The organism is Gemmiger qucibialis (assembly GCF_027689445.1).
GTDB lineage: Bacteria > Bacillota > Clostridia > Oscillospirales > Ruminococcaceae > Gemmiger > Gemmiger qucibialis.
Genome location: NZ_JAQFEN010000001.1, coordinates 357,164 through 373,296, shown reverse-complemented (window position 1 = coordinate 373,296; position 16,133 = coordinate 357,164). Strand labels below are relative to the sequence as shown.

The window sequence follows — 16,133 nt, the reverse complement described above, 5'->3', positions numbered from 1 at the left end:
TGCTTTGCTGGAAAATATAGTGGGTACGAAAGTGTGTACCTGCAAAAGAAAACACCGTAGATTCTAACGAACCTACGGTGTTTATTTTGGTGGAGGATGGGGGACTCGAACCCTCGACCTCTGCGATGTGAACGCAGCGCTCTAACCAGCTGAGCTAATCATCCATAACGAACAAGTAATATTATAGCCGGGAAATAGGTGTTTGTCAAGCGTTGGGCAGGGATTTTTTTGTAAAAAAGCCAAAGCGCGGGAACTGTGCGCAGCAAGGGCAAAGTTCAGGGCATAAATAAAATCAGGAATTATGGAGTGGGCGCTATATTTATTCATACAATCTCGTTTATAATAAAAAGACATTCCAATATTGTTGTAAAAACTGGGGGAGAGCGCTTTGTTAAAATTACAGTTGCCGCGCCCGGCAGGCAAACAGCCGGCCGCGGCCCAGCCACAGCCCGAACGCCCGCAGGTGCCGCTGCTGGAAACAGACCCAACCAAGGGCCTGACCGCGGAACAGGCAGCCCAGCGCATGGCGGCGGGGCTGGATAACCGTGCGGCGGCTTCGCCGACCCGGAGCGAAACCGAGATCATTCGGGATAATATTTTTACGTTTTTCAATCTGGTTTTTATCGTGCTGGCGCTTTGCCTGGCATTGGTGGGGTCCTTTGCGAACATGACCTTTTTGGGGGTTGTGATTGCCAATACCATCATTGGCACGGTGCAGCAGCTGCGCAGCAAGCATACGGTGGACCAGCTGACCCTTGTGGCGGCGCATAAGGTGCGCTGCCTGCGGGACGGAAAAAGCATTTTGCTGCCCAGCGAAGAGCTGGTGCGGGATGACATTGTGGAGTTTACCTCCGGCGAGCAGATCTGTGCAGACGCCGTTGTGTGCACCGGCAGCGCTCAGGCGAACGAAGCCCTGATTACCGGCGAAGCAGAGCCGGTGCCCAAGAACGTTGGCGATGTGCTGCGGTCCGGCAGCTTTCTGGTATCTGGCCGGTGCACCGTGCGCCTGACCCATGTGGGTGCCGAAAGCTATGCCAGCAAGCTGGCAACCGAAGCCCGCGAGGGCGGCCACAAGGTTGCCAAGGGCGAGATGATGCGCTCGCTGGATGGGCTGATCCGGGTGATCGGCATTGCGCTGATCCCGATGGGCGTGGTAATGTTCCTAAAGCAATATGTCAGCCTGGAACTACCGCTGCGGGATTCGGTGGAAGCTACGGTGGCGGCGCTGATCGGCATGATCCCCGAAGGGCTGTATCTGCTGACCAGTGTGGCCCTCGCCGTCAGTATGGTGCGGCTGGCGCAGCGCAAGGTACTGGCGCAGGATATGAATTGTATTGAAACGCTGGCCCGCGTGGATGTGCTGTGCGTGGACAAGACCGGTACCATTACCGAGGCCCGGATGGAAGCCGGGGAGCCGCTGCTGCTGGCCCCTGATGCCTGGCCGCAGGACAGGGTATACACCGTGCTGCATAGTATTTACGCGAGGACTGAACCGGATAACGATACCGCCCGCGCCATGGTACAGCGCTTTGGCAAACAGAACGGCACGCCTTGGCCGCGCCAAAGCGTGGTGCCGTTCAATTCCGCATATAAATGGAGCGCCGCGACCTTTGCCGAGGGCAGCTTTGTGGTGGGGGCACCGGAATTTGTGGCCGGTGCCCGCTATGCCGAGCTTGCTGCGCAGGTGGAGCCGCTTTTGGAAAAAGGCAGCCGCGTGCTGCTGTTGGCTCGCTGTGATGCTGAGCCGGACCCCAAGGTCGGGCTGGATGCTGACAAGCTGGAGTTTGTGGCCCTGCTGCCCGTTGCCAACCGCATCCGACCAGAAGCACCGGAAACGTTCCGCTACTTTGCCGAACAGGGCGTTGCCGTTAAGGTCATCTCCGGCGATAATCCCGTTGCCGTCAGCGAGGTGGCCCGCCAGGCGGGCATTGAGGGCGCAGAGCGTTATGTAGACGCCGCAACGCTGGATACCGACGAAAAAGTTGCCGAAGCCGTGCGCACCTGCACGGTGTTTGGCCGTGTAACCCCCGCCCAGAAGCGCAAATTCGTGAAAGCATTGCAAGCGGATGGCCACACCGTTGCGATGACGGGCGACGGCGTGAACGATGTGCTGGCCCTGAAGGATGCGGACTGCGGTATTGCCATGGCATCCGGTGCCCAGGCCGCCAGCCAGGTGGCCCAGCTGGTACTGCTGGAATCGGATTTTTCCGGCCTGCCTGCCGTTGTGGCGGAGGGCCGCCGCGTGATCAACAACATTCAGCGGTCGGCATCGCTGTTTTTGGTCAAGAATATTTTCTCGTTCCTGCTTACCTTTATCTCGCTGTTCATCACCATGCCGTATCCGCTGCAGCCGCTGCAGCTTTCGCTGCTGTCGATGGTCACCATCGGCATCCCGTCCTTTATTCTGGCGCTGGAGCCCAACCACGAGATGGTGCACGGCAAATTCATCCAGAATGTTCTGCGCGCGGCCCTGCCCGGCGGTTTGAGCGACCTGCTGCTCATTTTGGGTATCGAAGCCTTTGTGTTCGCATTTGAGCTGCCCATCGGCACCCTGACCACCCTGACAACGCTGCTGTTGCTGGCTGTTGGCATGGCGGTATTGTGGGATGTGTGCAAGCCGTTCACCGTGGCTCATGGTGTGCTGTGGGGCGGTATGCTGATTTTGGCCGGTGCAGCGATCGCGCTGCTGGGCGGGTTCCTCGGCCTGGAACGTCTGGATATGCGCGGTATGTTGGTTTTGATCGTCTTTTTGCTGCTTGTTGTGCAGACGCTGCATAGCATGGAGCGCGGCCTGACCGCCGTTGGCGATGCCGCTACGCTTGTGTGGAAGCGTCTGCCGCGAAAGAGCAAAGCGGAAGAAAACTACTGAATTTCCGCGCAGGAGCACAATAAATAAAAATGGCATGTACTGCTCACGCACAAGAGTGCAGTACATGCCATTTTTGGTTATCCGGGAAGCAGCTGTGAAGGGGGGGGCAGTTAAAAAAATTATACTTCCAAAATTTTTGCCAGTTTCCCCAAATCCGTATAATCCCCAATCACTGCATCCACACCCAGCGTTTCCAACTCGGCGGGCTTTTTCATGGAAGCAATGCCGACCACCTTTTTGGCTCCCGCGCGCTGGGCGGATTCAATGCCGGCACCGGAATCTTCAAAAATTACACAGGTTTCCGGTGCAACGCCAAGGCGCTGGGCGGCTTTCAGGTACAGATCCGGCGCAGGCTTGCCGGGCAGGATGCCGTCGTTGTAAATCACTTTGTCCAAATCAAACCAGCGGTCCAGCCCCAGCGTATCAAAAAAGAAACGGACATTGTTCCCGCAGGATGCTGTGGCAATCGTGCGGGGAATCTTATGCGCCGCAAGGAAATCCAAAAATTCCACCAGTCCGTCCGCCAGTTTGTAATCCGGGCTCTGGCGGCAGAGGGCGCGGTAAATCGTTTCCTCGGCTTCCTCTTCCTCGTCTGCTTCCTGTTGGGGAAAGGGGCGGCCAAAGAAATACTCCAAGGTGTCGCCTGTGTTGCGGCCGTGGATCCAGGTCTGGAACTCTTCCGGTGTAATGCGGCGGCCCAGTTTTTCCGTCATGTACTGCTGCCATGCTTTCTCCTGGAATGCTTCGTCAAAAAACATGGTGCCGTTAAAATCAAAAATAGCGTTAAGCATGCCAGGCTCCTTTCTGCATGGGGGTCAGCGCTTGCCGCCGCGCTTTAAGCGCTGGTCGGTGCCAAAAAACTTGAAGATCTGGCAGCTGCCCAAAATGCGGCTGGCTACTTTTTCGGTGTAGCGGGCTTCAAAAATGGAACTATCCACAATGTTGGAAGTGTAAATGGTGGGCCGGTGGCAGAGCATACGGGTGTTGATCAGCTCATACAATACGCTGATGGTCAGCTGGCTGATGTACTCGGTGCCCAGATCGTCCAGAATCAGCAGGTCGGCCTCCTTGCAGGCATCCAGCCAGGGGTCTTCGGCGGCACGGTCAAAGTGTTCGCGCCCCAGCTGAGCGGCCAGCGCGGCGGAGCTGGTGTACAGCACATCAAACCCGCGGTTCAAAACTGTGTCTGCAATGGCAAGTGCCATGTGGGTTTTTCCCAGCCCGGCACTGCCAATAAACATCAGGCCGCGGCTTTCCGGCGTAAAGCTGTTGGCGTACCGCTGGCAGTAGGCCAGCACTTTGCCCATGTAGTCCCGCGGGGTGCCACCCAGCTCCGGCTCCGGCTCGGCGGGGTAGCGGTCCAGTTCGAAGGTATCAAAGCTGCACAGGGCCAGCGGGCTTGCGGCGTTGATCTCCTCCCGCCGCAGGGTGCGGGCTGCTTCGGCCACGCAGCTGCAGGGACGGCCGTTCACCATGCCGGTATCCTTGCAGGTGGGGCAGGTGTAGTGCGGAACAAAACCCTCCGGCCCAAGGCCCAGCGTGGCATAAGCAGCTGTCAGGCGCTCGTCTGCCGCTTTCAGCGCTGCGGCTGCGGCGGTCTGGTCCGCGCCGCGGGCGGCAGCCAGCGTCAGGGTCAGCCCGGCGTGGGTGCGGGCGTCCTCGGCGGCGCGCAGCTCCGGGTGGGCAGCCAGCGCTGCGGCACGGTCACGCTCGGCTGCTGTTACGGCCTGCTGGCGGCGGGCCGCAATGTGGCGCAGTGCTTCGCGGAAGAGTTCATCTTTGGTGCGCATGGCTTATCCCTCCGTGTCATCGTCAAAAACATCATTCCAGTTGGTCTGGAACAAGTCGGTTTTGGGGGCGGCTGGCTTTGCCCCGGTGGTCAGAATGTTGCTGCCCGCCAGCTGGCCCTGACCGCGCACCGCCGATACCGTGGTTAGTCCCTGCGCGTACCAGGAGCGCAGAATGCCGTCCACATAGCGCACCGTGCGGTGATTGTCCGCCCGCAGCAGGGCTTCCTCAATCATGTCCGCGCCAAAACGCCAGTCCTCGTGCCAGCGGGCAATGGCCCCGCGCTCCCAGCGGCTGAGCTGCGCAGGGGCGATGCCAAACAGGGCGGCAGACTCGATGCACCAGCTTTCCCGCTGGGCCTGCTGCTTTAAGTAACGTTCGGCGTCCTCGCCGGTTTCCACCCCGGCATCCCGCCATTTCAAAAGTTCGCGGCTCAGCGCGCCAACGGTGCGGCGGCCCTGGCGGGCAACTTCGGCGCAGCAAAGCAGCACAACATCCGGCTGCCAGCCATCATTCAGATACAGGCTGACCAGCCGCTGCATCTCGGTTCGGCTGAGTGCCTTGCCGAATGCGGTCTGCGCTTCCTCGCATAGGACCGAAACATAAGGGTCGTTCAGGGTGGTCAGGTCGATGGCGGAAGCTTTCTGCATTTCGGTTTTGGGCAGGGGCGCATCCCGGTCACTGACCAGCAGCCCGGCACCGGCCCAATACTGCATGGCGCGCTTGGCGGCCTCAATGCTGGGCATGCCAAGATCCCGCGCCATGGTGCGGGGGTCGGTTCCGCCGCCGCCCAAAAGATACAACGCGGCGCGGATGGTATCGCCGTCTGCGCGGGCCAGGTGCGCGAACACCAGCCGCGGCACGGCAACACTTTCCCCATTTTGTTCCGCCAGCCTGTAACCCATGGCGTCAGATCCCCCTTTTACCCCAGTATAATATTAAATATTATACCATTGGCAGGGTAGGGTGTAAAGCGGCAAAACAAGACAGCAAAAACGCAAAAAATAGCAGTTCAACCAAATTACAGCCCGGCATTTTGTACGGAATTGCCACCAAAAAGCTCTTGCATATGGGGATGTTTTACAATAAAATAAAAGAAAGAGAGCGATTTATCGGTTGAAATGACAGAACAGGAGTGAGACACATGGCAATCAATATGGTCAAATTACCCACCCAAAAACAGGATCTTGTACTGCGCGTGGCAAAGGGGCACTTTGCCACAAGCCACAGCCATATCAATTATTACATTGACGTTACCATGCAAAAGACCCGCCTTTCCGAAGCGCGCGCCGTGGCACTGGAACTGGTCAGCTCTTATACCCACACCACCATCGTGGATACCATCCTCTGCCTGGACGGCACCGAGGTGATCGGCGCCTGCATGGCCAGCGAGTTGACCCGCGATGGCTATGTAAACATGAACGCCCACCAGACCATCTATGTGGTCACGCCGGAACACACCACCGGCAGCCAGTTGCTGTTCCGCGAAAATACCTCTCCCATGATCGCGGGCAAACATGTGCTGATCCTGGCAGCATCCGTTACCACCGGTTATACCGCGCAGGCTGCTGTGGAAGCGATCAATTATTACGGCGGCCAGGTAGTTGGCATTGGCGCAATCTTTGCCACCCAGACAGAGTGCGCAGGCTACCCCGTTACTTCCATCTTTAACCCCAACGACCTTGGCGATTACCAGAGCTATGATTCCCGCGACTGCCCATGGTGCAAACAGGGCAAACGCATTGACGCACTGGTCAACAGCTTTGGCTATTCCAGCCTGTAACATAAAAATATACAGCCTGTGGTGGAACTGCGCCTGCAATCCGCCGCAGGCTTTTGTGTTGCTAAAGGAAACAGAGCGGCACCCGGTAACATGGGTGCCGCTTTTGCTGTCACAAAATGTGGGGACGGCGTGTTAGAGAAGTGAAAGGCCTTTCTGAATAAAGGAAAAAGGAGGGAGAAGAGAATGTTCTCGGCAGATACCTTGCAGCAGGCATTGGTGCAGGATTATGGCCGCCTGTGTACATTGGCAAATAAAATTTTGCAGGACAGCCATCTGGCGCAGGATGCTGTGCAGGAAAGCTGGCTGCGGCTGAACCGGGCACGGCCCGATACGACCGATGCGGAAAAGCTGCGCCATTTGCTGCTGGTCACGGTGCGCCATACGGCCCTGAACATGCGGCGGAGCCGGCGGGCTGAACCGGCAGAAGATGCAGTATTTGCCGCCCTGCCGGATGCTGGCCCGCTGCCGCAGGAAAAGCTGGAACGTAGCGAGACCGTGCGCTGCCTGCTGGCGGCAATGCAGGCGCTGGAAGAAACCGACCGCGCCATCTTGCAGCTGCAATACGGGCAGGGCATGACCGGGGAACAAATTGCGGCAGCACTGGGGCTGCACGCCGCTACGGTGCGCCAGCGCAGCCGCCGCGCCCGGCAAAAGCTGAAACAATTACTGGAACAGGAGGGCCTGACCTTATGAAAGAACTATTGGATGAACTGCTGGTGCAGGCGTGCGCCGCCCAGCAGCAAACAGACTTGGCAGCGCTGGAACAGCTGGCACCAGCCAATGTGCCAATGCCATTTGTGCCGCAGGTGCGCCGCACACCCCGACGGCTGCTGAAAATAGTCATCATCGCTGCCGTTTGTGCAGTGCTGGCAACAACCGCCTATGCCTTTTGGCCAAGAGTTGCCGTGATCCTGGAGGGCAGCCGGGCATACCTTGCCGTGCAGGAAGCGCCGCAGACCGACATCCCCATGGAACAAATGCAGCTGACCTATGTTCCGGAAGGATGTACCGTAGCATGGGACGACAGCACCTATCAGAAATACGGCGTGTACTACTGCCTGATTGATAATGGCAAACAGGGCAGGGAACAGCAGCTGCTGGGGATTGCCCAAATGCCGCTGGAAAACAAAGTCAACATTCAGGGCCGCGGGCCGGATGATGCAATCACAGAGGAAGATGAAGAAAACATTGCACAGCAGTTCGTGCTTGTGGATGATATTGCAGCTTTGACGGCAGAAGAGATTCAGGAACGCAGCGTAGTGACATGGACAGCAGGGGACAGCTACTATGTGGCATCGGTGTACCGTTGGCAGGATAAAGCGGAAGTGGTGGAGATTTTGCAGGGGATACGGTAAGAACGGATGACTACACGCCCGCCGCACTGTAGGGCGGGGACACCCGACCCCGCCGGACCTGAGGCCGGACTATGCATTAAAAATATGGGAGAAACAAATAAATTATTTGTAGGGGGCGGCGCCCCGGACGGGCCTGAATCTTGCCGAACATATGCTCCGTAGTGCCAAACATCGCAAAGCATTTGTAGGGGACAATGCCCCGGACGGACATGAATTTTGGCGCACATTTTAAATGACATAATATTCTATTAAACTATTGCGCGGTAGGGCGGCCATCTCCGGCCTAAGAGCCGGGATTTTCAATCCCGGTTGGCCTCCGAAACGCGCCTGCGGGCGCAGAGCCCTCTGGCCGCCGGGTGGGAATAATAACCTGCATTTTTAGGCTCTGCGTGTGGAACTACTCTTCAATCCGCTGCGCGAACAGCTTCCCTCAAGGGAAGCCAAAATACGATTGCAATGTTGACGGTCACATTTATAGTTAAGGCAACACCGCACAATTCCCGCCTTGCGGCTTAAGCACCGCTCCGGCAGCTGCGGCACGGCATCTGCCCCGCCAAAATACTCGATAAGACATCCAGTATTATCTGCGCTTTTGGCCTAGCAGCTGCCGCACCTCGCTCGCTGTATCGGCACTTAGAATTATGCGGTATTGCCTTAAATCTGTCCTACGGTTCCGGAACGGTCAAGACCGTTCCCTACAGTGCACGATAAAAGCCCACCAATCTTGTTCCACTATCCCGCACCCCCCAAAAAAATTCTGAGCGGCGCGCCCGCGCCGCAGTCCACCACAATTATTCTTTATTATTTTTTCTTTCTTAATTAACCAAAAAATCCGCCCCCTTTTTTGCAAAAGGAGCGGATTTTTTAGCTTAGTTCAGTTTTAGGCGCTTGAGCTGGAATATAGGTGCAATTACAGCAAGCCTTCGTTGCCCAGAACTTCCTTGGTGTCACGGGCAATCATCAGCTCTTCGTTGGTCTCGATGACCAGGGTGCGAACCTTGGCACCCCAAGCGGTGATTTCCACAACATCTTTGTTCTGCTTGTGGGCGTTGGCGTTCTTGTCGGTATCCACGCGGATGCCCAGCCAATCCATGTGGTGGCAGATCTTGGCACGGGAGTCAGCGTCATGCTCGCCGATACCGCCGGTGAACACGATGGCGTCAACACCGCCCATAGCGGCAATGTAGCTGCCGATGGTCTTCTTGATCTGGTAGTTCAGCATATCGCTGGCCAGCTGTGCGCGCGGGTTGCCGGCGGCGGCTGCTGCCTCAACGTCACGCTTGTCGCTGGAAACGCCGGAGACACCCAGCAGGCCGGACTTCTTGTTCAGAATCTCGTCCAGCTGGTGGCCGGTGATGTTCAGGGTGTACTTCAGGTAGTTGACCACAGAAGGGTCGATATCGCCGCAGCGGGTGCCCATCATCAGGCCGGCCAGCGGGGTCATGCCCATAGAGGTATCCACAACCTTGCCCTGGTCAACTGCAGCAATGGAAGAACCATTGCCCAGATGGCAGGTGATCAGCTTCAGGCGGTCGATGGGCTCTTCCAGATATTCGGCAGCGCGGTAGCTGACGTACTTGTGGCTGGTGCCGTGGAAGCCGTAACGGCGCACGCCGTACTTCTCGTAATATTCATACGGGATGGCGTACATGAAAGCCTTCGGCGGCATGGTGGAATGGAAAGCGGTATCAAACACGGCAACATTGGGGATATCGCCAAAGACCTTTTTGGCGGCCTCGATACCCAGGATGCCGGCAGGGTTGTGCAGCGGGGCCAGGGGGCTCAGCTCGCGCAGGGTCTCGATCACTTCGGGGGTGATCAGGCAGCTGGCCTGGAACTTTTCGCCGCCGTGGACCACGCGGTGGCCGATGGCGTTGATCTCGCTGACATCATCAATGACCTTGCCATCGCCGGTGGTCATCTTCTTCACAACCTCAGCAAATGCTTCGGTGTGAGTGGGGAAGATGGCCGGGGTGGTGGCTTTATTGCCGTTGGCTTCATGGGTAATCATGCTGCTTTCCATGCCAATGCGCTCGCACAGGCCCTTGCACAGCACCTTCTCGCCTTGCATATCAATGAGCTGATATTTCAGGCTGGAAGAACCACAGTTGATAACAAGGATCTTCATTGGATTTGTCCTCCTTCAAAATTTAAGAACCATGCCGGGCGGGACCCGGTTTTTGTATTGGCCCTTTTGTATCAGACAAATTTATTATATAATGAAGCAGAAAACATTGCAAGGCTCTTTTCGGCATAAGCGAACAGAATTTGCAGAGAATCAGGGGTAGACGATATGAATTTTGTCGGCATCATTGCAGAGTATGACCCGTTCCACAGCGGCCACGCATTGCAGCTGCGCATGCTGCGGCAGCGGGGAGCCAGTACCATCGCGGTGTGTATGAGCACCGGCGTTGTGCAGCGCGGTGGGGTACCCATCCTGCCGGAAGCTGTGCGGGTGCGCGCAGCGCTGGCTGCCGGGGCGGACCTGGTGGTGGCGCTGCCTGCGCCCTATGCCAACGCCAGCGCAGAACAGTTTGCCGCTGCCGGGGTACATCTGCTGGCCGCGCTGGGGTGCGATACCCTTGCGTTCGGTGCCGAAACCCCGGAGCCCGCCCCCTTGCAGGCAGCGGCTGCCGCGCTGTGCAGTGCGGCGTTCCCGGCGGCGCTGCGCAGCCAGCTGGAAAGCGGCCTGCCCTTTGCCGCCGCCCGTGCCGCAGCCGCCGAAACATTGTGCCCCGGCGCTGCGGATTTGCTGCAAACGCCCAACAACATTTTGGGGATCGAATACTGCAAGGCCATTCTGCGGCAGGGGGCAGCCATGCAGTTGCTGCCCCTGCCGCGTCTGGGCGCAGCCCATGGCACCGCCCAGACCGGTCAGGTGCAGGGGCAGGCACTGGCTTCGGCTTCCCATATCCGGCAGTTGGTGCATACGCAAGGAATCAAGGCTGCCAGCCCCTTTGTGCCGCAGGCAGCCATGGAGCTGTACCGCCAGGCCGCGGAACAAGGTCAGCTGGCGGACCCGGAAAAGTTCAGCACCGCAGTGCTGACTTTGCTGCGCACCAAAACGCCGGAGCAGCTGAGTACCTTACGCGGCGCGGGCGAAGGGCTGGAAAACCGCCTGTATGCCGCAGCCCGCGAAGCAGAAACGGTAAATGATCTGTATGACCGCCTGAAAACCAAGCGCTACCCCACGGCCCGCCTGCGGCGACTGGTACTGGATGCTGTGCTGGATGTGCCCGCCGCGGGCCTGCCCGCGCTGCCGCCGTACCTGTTGGTGCTGGGGGCAAAGCGCAGCGCGCTGCCGCTGTTAAAGCACGCAAAAATTCCGGCGGGCACCAGCCTTGCGGGTTTGACGGGACAGGACCAAAAACTGCAAATTGCTGCTGATATGCACAGCAAAGCGGTTGATTTTTCGCTACTTTGCCGGTACAAAATACAGCCCATGGGGTTTGCGTACACGGCGCATGTAGTGCTATTATAATATAAGTATGGATAAAAAGTGCGCGGAGCTGAAACTTTGTTGCACTTTTAACACGCAAAATCGTTGCAAAATGAGAAAAAACAATGGCACTACATGTCATGGACGAAGCCAACCAGTGTCTGGGCTGCAAAAAGCCGCGCTGCCAGCAGGGGTGCCCCATCCAGACTAATATCCCCGAAGTGATCCGCCTGTTAAAAGCCAACAAGCTGGACGAAGCAGGCCGCAAGGCGGGAATTGTGCGGTGTTGCCTTAAGGATAGGGGATAAGGGGGCGTTATTCCGTTCCGCACAGCTCAAATTCGTTTTTGCGGCAGCGGATCAGCCCATCGTCCCGCATTTTGCCCAGCTCCTTGGAAAGTGCGCTGCGGTCCAGGTTCAGGTAGTCCGCCAGCTGCTGGCGGTCAAACGGGATGGAAAAATGCGTGCTGCCCGCCCGCACTGCCTGCGCGGAAAGATAGGTCAGCAGCCGCCCACGCGCACTTTTTGGTGTGGTGCACCGGATGCGTTGGGAGAGCGCCAGGTTTTTCTGCATAGAAAGCAGTAACAGGTTGTGCAAAAACTTGGGGTACCAGCTGGCGGCAGTGTTTTGCTGCTGCAGCATGGGTACAAGATCCAGCCATAAAATTTCGCACGGCTCCGCGGCGGCCACATCCACCATCAGCGGCTCGCCGCACAAGGCATAAGTTTCGGCAAACGCCTGCCCGGCTTCCACATGGCTCAAAATGCTTTTGTTGCCCCACAGGTCGTTGGATTCTACGTTTACGCTGCCGCTTTGCACAATGCCGATCTCATGTACCACACGGCCCGCATGGTAGATCAGAGCGTTTTTGTCATAACGCTGCACACGGATGCAGTGGGCGGCGCGCAGGGCGGCAAGTTCGTCCGCCGTCATGCCGCGGAAAAGCTGGATGGGGGTGCTGGCTGTTTTTTCCATGGGATTCCTCGCTTTTTGTGGTTATAACCACAGATTTATTGGCCTGATGGCATTATAATACAAGCACAGCAAAAAGAAAAGAGCAGCGCGCCGCACAGCAATGCACGGCATTGAACGGCGCGGAGAAAGGAACACCCTCTATGATTCGCAAAATTATCCAGATCGATACCGATAAATGCAACGGCTGCGGTGCCTGCGCCAATGCCTGCCACGAAGGTGCTATCGCCATGGTCAACGGCAAGGCCAAACTGATGCGGGATGACTACTGCGATGGCTTCGGCGACTGCCTGCCCCATTGCCCCACCGGCGCTATCACCTTTGTGGAGCGCGAAGCCGCCGCTTATGATGAAAAGGCTGTGGAGGAAAACAAGCGCCAGAAAGCCGCAGCCGTCCAAAAGCCGCTGGGCGGCTGCCCCGGCAGCGCGGCCCGTAGCATGTTCCACCAGCCTGTGCCGCAAATGCACCACGGCTGCCCCGGCAGCCAGATGCGCCAGATGCAGCATAAGCCGGAACCGGCAGGGGAGGACATGCCGGTGTTGCGGTCTCAGCTTTCCCAATGGCCGGTGCAGATCAAACTGGTTCCGGTCAACGCCCCCTACTTTGATGGGGCCAAACTGCTGATTGCAGCGGACTGCACGGCCTATGCTTACGCCAACTTCCATCAAAAGTTCATCCGCGGCCATATCACGCTGGTGGGCTGCCCCAAGCTGGACGATGTGGATTACAGCGAAAAGCTGACCCAGATTATCCGCGAAAATAACATCCAGAGCGTGACCGTAGTGCGGATGGAAGTGCCCTGCTGCGGCGGGCTGGAACGCGCCGCCAAGGTGGCCTTGCAGAACAGCGGCAAGTTCATCCCGTGGCAGGTCATCACCATCTCCATTGACGGCAATATCCTCAGCGAGCTGTGAGATAAGCCCGCTTTTGACAAAAAACAAATTGGATAAAAATAAAACTGCCTGGATCGTTTGCACACTGCAAACAGGTTCAGGCAGCTTTTCTATTCTTTTCAGATACACCCTCGTGTTACCGGCGGGCAGACGACCGGCAGAGGCTTGCCCTTTGCGGGAAACAGCGCTGCGGGCAGCAGCAGAATGAACGGGTCGGCGGAGAACAAAAAGCATTTGTTTTCCATCAAAAAGTAAACCAGGATCACCGTCAAAAACAAAGTCTCGCCCGTGCAGTGGTTTTGGCACAGCCGCCACATCAACAGCAGGAAGATGACCCCAATCACCACGGCCCCCAGCACACCCTTGTTCATCGGGATGGCAAGGAAAGAGTTATCAATGGCGTGGTGCTCGTCTCCATCAGTGGCAAGGCCACCCAAAAGGGTAACGGCCTTGGGCATGGCATCATGGTACCAGCCGGGCACCCCGTCCTGCTCCGGGTGGTAGAGGGGATACCCCCAGAACACATGGTGCCAGATCTCGAACCGGCCGGAAAGCAGGCCGTTCAGTTTGTCCAGCAGCGGGGTGGCGGTGGGATGATCCGGGTCAAACAGCCGCCCGGCCAACAGGCTGAACCCCAGCGCCAGCGGTGCGGCAGCCAGAGCCATGCCGTGCCAGATGCGGCTTTCAAAAAAGGCGGGCAAGGCACGCTGCAGCAAAAACAAAACCAGCAGCAGCACCATGGCAATGCCTGCCCCGCGGCAGCCGGGCACCAGCAGCGTGTAGGCTGCCAGGGTAGCCAAGCCGCCCCAGTCCCACCAGCGCAGGCGCGGCCAACGCAGCCAGCCCCAGGCAAAAAACACACCGGCCAGCCGGGCACCGTACCCGTTGTAATGGCCATAGCCGTAATCCCAGTTGCGGCAGTAGTACAGGTAGGGCATCAGCGGCGTTGCGGCGTGCAGCAGCTGCACCGCCAGCAGCCCGCCAGCCGCTGCGGCAAGGTAGACCTGCAGCACCCGGCGCAAATCAACATCCTTGGCACCAATGCCAAGCAAAACGGCAAACAAAAACCATTGGTCGTGCCCGTATGCGGTGGTAAACACCGCAAAAGCGGCCAACGCGGCAGCCGTCAGCGCCTGTTGTTTGGTCTGCCACTGGGTCAGCAGCAGGCTTTTGGCAACCAGCAGCACCGCCGCCGTAACGGTTAAGGCAATGCGGCACACATGGCTGAATGTGGGCAGTGTGTTTTGAATGTTGGAGCTGAATACCTCCGATAAAACCAGCAGCAGCGCCACGGCAGCGCAGAACACGCGCTCGCCCTTGGCCTGTGCTGCTGGGCTGACTGGGCGGAAAAGCCGGTCAGGTGGTTGTGTGGTCATCAAACCGGCCTCCTTTCCGCATTGGTTCGGTTTGAATTTTGTGTATACTTTTTAGCATACACAAACAGTATACCATAGTTTTGCGCAAAAGAAAAGCAGGGCCGTGCCGCTTTTGCCGCAAAGCAGCAAAAGGCAAAGCATAGCCCTGCAAAATTGCTTATTCTACCCCAGTTTCAGCGGCGTACTCTTCAATCAGCTCGCGCTCCAAAAACGGCGTTTTAACACCCTCGCGGTCACGGTAGGCTTCGTGGCCTTTGCCAATTACGGCAATCAGGTCGCCCTCCTGCGCGTGGTCAATGGCGTAATGCAGGGCATCCAGCCGGTCGGGAATTTCCACATACTTGGCGTCCGGGTTGCCCTTGGCCATGCCGGTTTTGATGTCCGCGATAATATCTTCCACTTTTTCAAAGCGGTTGTTGTCTTCGGTCAGGATGCTGAAATCCGCCAACTTGGCGCACACTTCGCCCATGCCGTAACGGCGCAGCTTGCTGCGGTTGCCGCCGCAGCCGAACACCACGACCAGACGGTTGGGGTTGTACTCCCGCAGGGTTTCAATCAGGCTTTCGGTGGCGGCTTCGTTGTGGGCATAGTCGATCAGGATGGTGAACTTGTGGCTGATGGGCACCAGCTCCACACGGCCTTTGACGAGCGCCTTTTTCAGTCCCTCATGGATGGGGGCATCCGCAAGGCCCAGCACCTTGCCCACGCCGATGGTGGCCAGGGCGTTGTAAATACTGAACAGCCCCGGCATGCCCACCTGTACGTCCAGCGTGTGGCCGTCCGGCTCGGTCAGGGCGAACTCAACGCCCAGCATCTCCTTGTTGCGCAGCAGGCGGTACTGCTCGCTGGCGCGGTAGTCCACCTTGGGGGCGTGGATGCCATAGGTAACCAGCTTGCAGGTGTGGCCTTCCAGCAATGCTTCGGTGTTGGGGTCGTCAGCGTTCACCACGCCGATATCACAGCGCTGGAACAGCTTGCCTTTCCAGCTGCGGTATTCCTCAAAGCTGGAATGTTCGCCGGGGCCGATGTGGTCCGGGTACAGGTTGGTGAACACGCCCACTTTATAATGGATGCCCGCCACGCGGTCCATCATAATGCCCTGGCTGGAAACTTCCATCACGCAGGCATCGCACCCGGCATCCGCCAGCTGGCGCAGGATCTTTTGCAGCTCATAGCTCTCGGGGGTGGTGTTGTTCAGGTCATAGTGGTGGCCGGGGTAATACACGCCGTTGGTGCCGACCATGCCGACCTTGTGACCTGCGGCTTCCAGCACAGCCTTGATCATGTGGGTGGTGGTGGTTTTGCCCTTGGTGCCGGTCACGCCAACCATCGTCATTTCCAGCGCGGGACGGCCAAAATAGGCGGTGGAAAGCAGCGCCATGGCGTAACGGGTGCTCTCGAACTTGACCACGGTCACATCCGGCAAAGCGGCCAGCACCTCGGCGGGCAGGTCGTGCTGGATGGCCAGCACGGCGGCGCCTTTGGCGGCAACGTCCGCGGCGTAATCATGGCTGTCCCGCTGGGTGCCGACGATGCAGACAAACAGACCGCCCGGCGTTACCTTGCGGGAATCATAGTAAATGTCAGTCACTTCGGTATTCAGGCAGCCCTGAACAAGTGTATAGTCCAGATTTTTCAGCAGTTGTTTTAACAGCATG

Annotated in this window: 14 protein-coding genes and 1 tRNA gene; 7 read left to right on the top strand and 8 right to left on the bottom strand. The window is 57.9% G+C overall.

The annotated features are described in order from the left end of the window. Positions 1 to 87: 87 nt before the first annotated feature. Positions 88 to 164, bottom strand: a tRNA-Val gene (locus PG062_RS01675). Positions 165 to 388: 224 nt separating this feature from the next. On the opposite strand from PG062_RS01675, the gene PG062_RS01670 reads away from it, so the two are divergent. Further along, on the top strand, positions 389 to 2,869 hold the full coding sequence (locus tag PG062_RS01670) for an HAD-IC family P-type ATPase (protein WP_270750784.1): 2,481 nt from the start codon (positions 389 to 391) through the stop codon (positions 2,867 to 2,869). A 119-nt stretch (positions 2,870 to 2,988) separates the two neighbouring features. Here the strand turns inward: PG062_RS01670 and PG062_RS01665 are convergent, their stop codons facing one another. From PG062_RS01665 to PG062_RS01655, 3 genes are read right to left on the bottom strand one after another with little or no spacing between them, the layout of a single operon-like run. After that, positions 2,989 to 3,660: an HAD family hydrolase gene (locus PG062_RS01665; RefSeq protein ID WP_270750782.1), complete on the bottom strand. Its 672-nt coding sequence runs from the start codon at positions 3,658 to 3,660 to the stop codon at positions 2,989 to 2,991. A gap of 24 nt (positions 3,661 to 3,684) precedes the next feature. Next, complete coding sequence (locus PG062_RS01660) at positions 3,685 to 4,659, bottom strand: ATP-binding protein (protein WP_270750781.1); 975 nt, start codon at positions 4,657 to 4,659, stop codon at positions 3,685 to 3,687. A 3-nt stretch (positions 4,660 to 4,662) separates the two neighbouring features. Continuing rightward, positions 4,663 to 5,562 (bottom strand): DnaD domain-containing protein, encoded by a 900-nt coding sequence (locus tag PG062_RS01655; protein WP_114001238.1) that lies wholly within the window; start codon positions 5,560 to 5,562, stop codon positions 4,663 to 4,665. Positions 5,563 to 5,801: 239 nt separating this feature from the next. Here PG062_RS01655 and PG062_RS01650 point away from each other — a divergent pair, with 239 nt between their 5' ends. From PG062_RS01650 to PG062_RS01640, 3 genes are all read left to right on the top strand, one after another. Then, positions 5,802 to 6,440 (top strand): phosphoribosyltransferase, encoded by a 639-nt coding sequence (locus tag PG062_RS01650; RefSeq protein ID WP_114001239.1) that lies wholly within the window; start codon positions 5,802 to 5,804, stop codon positions 6,438 to 6,440. Positions 6,441 to 6,623: 183 nt separating this feature from the next. Further along, positions 6,624 to 7,133: an RNA polymerase sigma factor gene (locus PG062_RS01645; RefSeq protein ID WP_270750779.1), complete on the top strand. Its 510-nt coding sequence runs from the start codon at positions 6,624 to 6,626 to the stop codon at positions 7,131 to 7,133. Then, positions 7,130 to 7,795, top strand: a complete 666-nt coding sequence (locus tag PG062_RS01640; RefSeq protein ID WP_270750778.1) for a hypothetical protein — start codon at positions 7,130 to 7,132, stop codon at positions 7,793 to 7,795. The genes PG062_RS01645 and PG062_RS01640 overlap by 4 nt, the downstream gene beginning before the upstream one ends. A 910-nt stretch (positions 7,796 to 8,705) precedes the next feature. On the opposite strand, the gene PG062_RS01635 is transcribed toward PG062_RS01640, so the two are convergent. After that, positions 8,706 to 9,923 carry an acetate/propionate family kinase gene (locus PG062_RS01635; RefSeq protein ID WP_114000699.1) on the bottom strand — a complete coding sequence of 406 codons (1,218 nt, stop codon included), beginning with the start codon at positions 9,921 to 9,923 and terminating at the stop codon, positions 8,706 to 8,708. Between the two features lie 165 nt (positions 9,924 to 10,088). On the opposite strand from PG062_RS01635, the gene PG062_RS01630 reads away from it, so the two are divergent. Together PG062_RS01630 and PG062_RS01625 are read left to right on the top strand one after the other, a co-directional pair. Next, positions 10,089 to 11,276, top strand: coding sequence for a nucleotidyltransferase family protein (locus tag PG062_RS01630; RefSeq protein WP_270750777.1), 1,188 nt, complete (start codon positions 10,089 to 10,091; stop codon positions 11,274 to 11,276). 83 nt (positions 11,277 to 11,359) lie between these two features. Next, positions 11,360 to 11,542, top strand: a complete 183-nt coding sequence (locus PG062_RS01625; protein WP_408611382.1) for a hypothetical protein — start codon at positions 11,360 to 11,362, stop codon at positions 11,540 to 11,542. A 7-nt stretch (positions 11,543 to 11,549) separates the two neighbouring features. Here PG062_RS01625 and PG062_RS01620 read toward each other — a convergent pair whose 3' ends face one another. Then, complete coding sequence (locus PG062_RS01620; protein ID WP_270750776.1) at positions 11,550 to 12,209, bottom strand: Crp/Fnr family transcriptional regulator; 660 nt, start codon at positions 12,207 to 12,209, stop codon at positions 11,550 to 11,552. 140 nt (positions 12,210 to 12,349) lie between these two features. On the opposite strand from PG062_RS01620, the gene PG062_RS01615 reads away from it, so the two are divergent. Continuing rightward, a complete protein-coding gene (locus tag PG062_RS01615) occupies positions 12,350 to 13,120 on the top strand; it encodes an ATP-binding protein (protein WP_270750775.1) in 771 nt (256 codons plus the stop codon). A gap of 98 nt (positions 13,121 to 13,218) precedes the next feature. On the opposite strand, the gene PG062_RS01610 is transcribed toward PG062_RS01615, so the two are convergent. Then, the gene (locus tag PG062_RS01610; protein ID WP_270750774.1) at positions 13,219 to 14,475 is read right to left on the bottom strand and encodes a hypothetical protein; all 1,257 of its coding nucleotides are present in this window, start codon (positions 14,473 to 14,475) and stop codon (positions 13,219 to 13,221) included. A gap of 157 nt (positions 14,476 to 14,632) precedes the next feature. Beyond that, positions 14,633 to 16,132 (bottom strand): UDP-N-acetylmuramoyl-L-alanyl-D-glutamate--2,6-diaminopimelate ligase, encoded by a 1,500-nt coding sequence (locus tag PG062_RS01605; protein ID WP_270750772.1) that lies wholly within the window; start codon positions 16,130 to 16,132, stop codon positions 14,633 to 14,635. Between the last annotated feature and the right edge of the window lies 1 nt (position 16,133).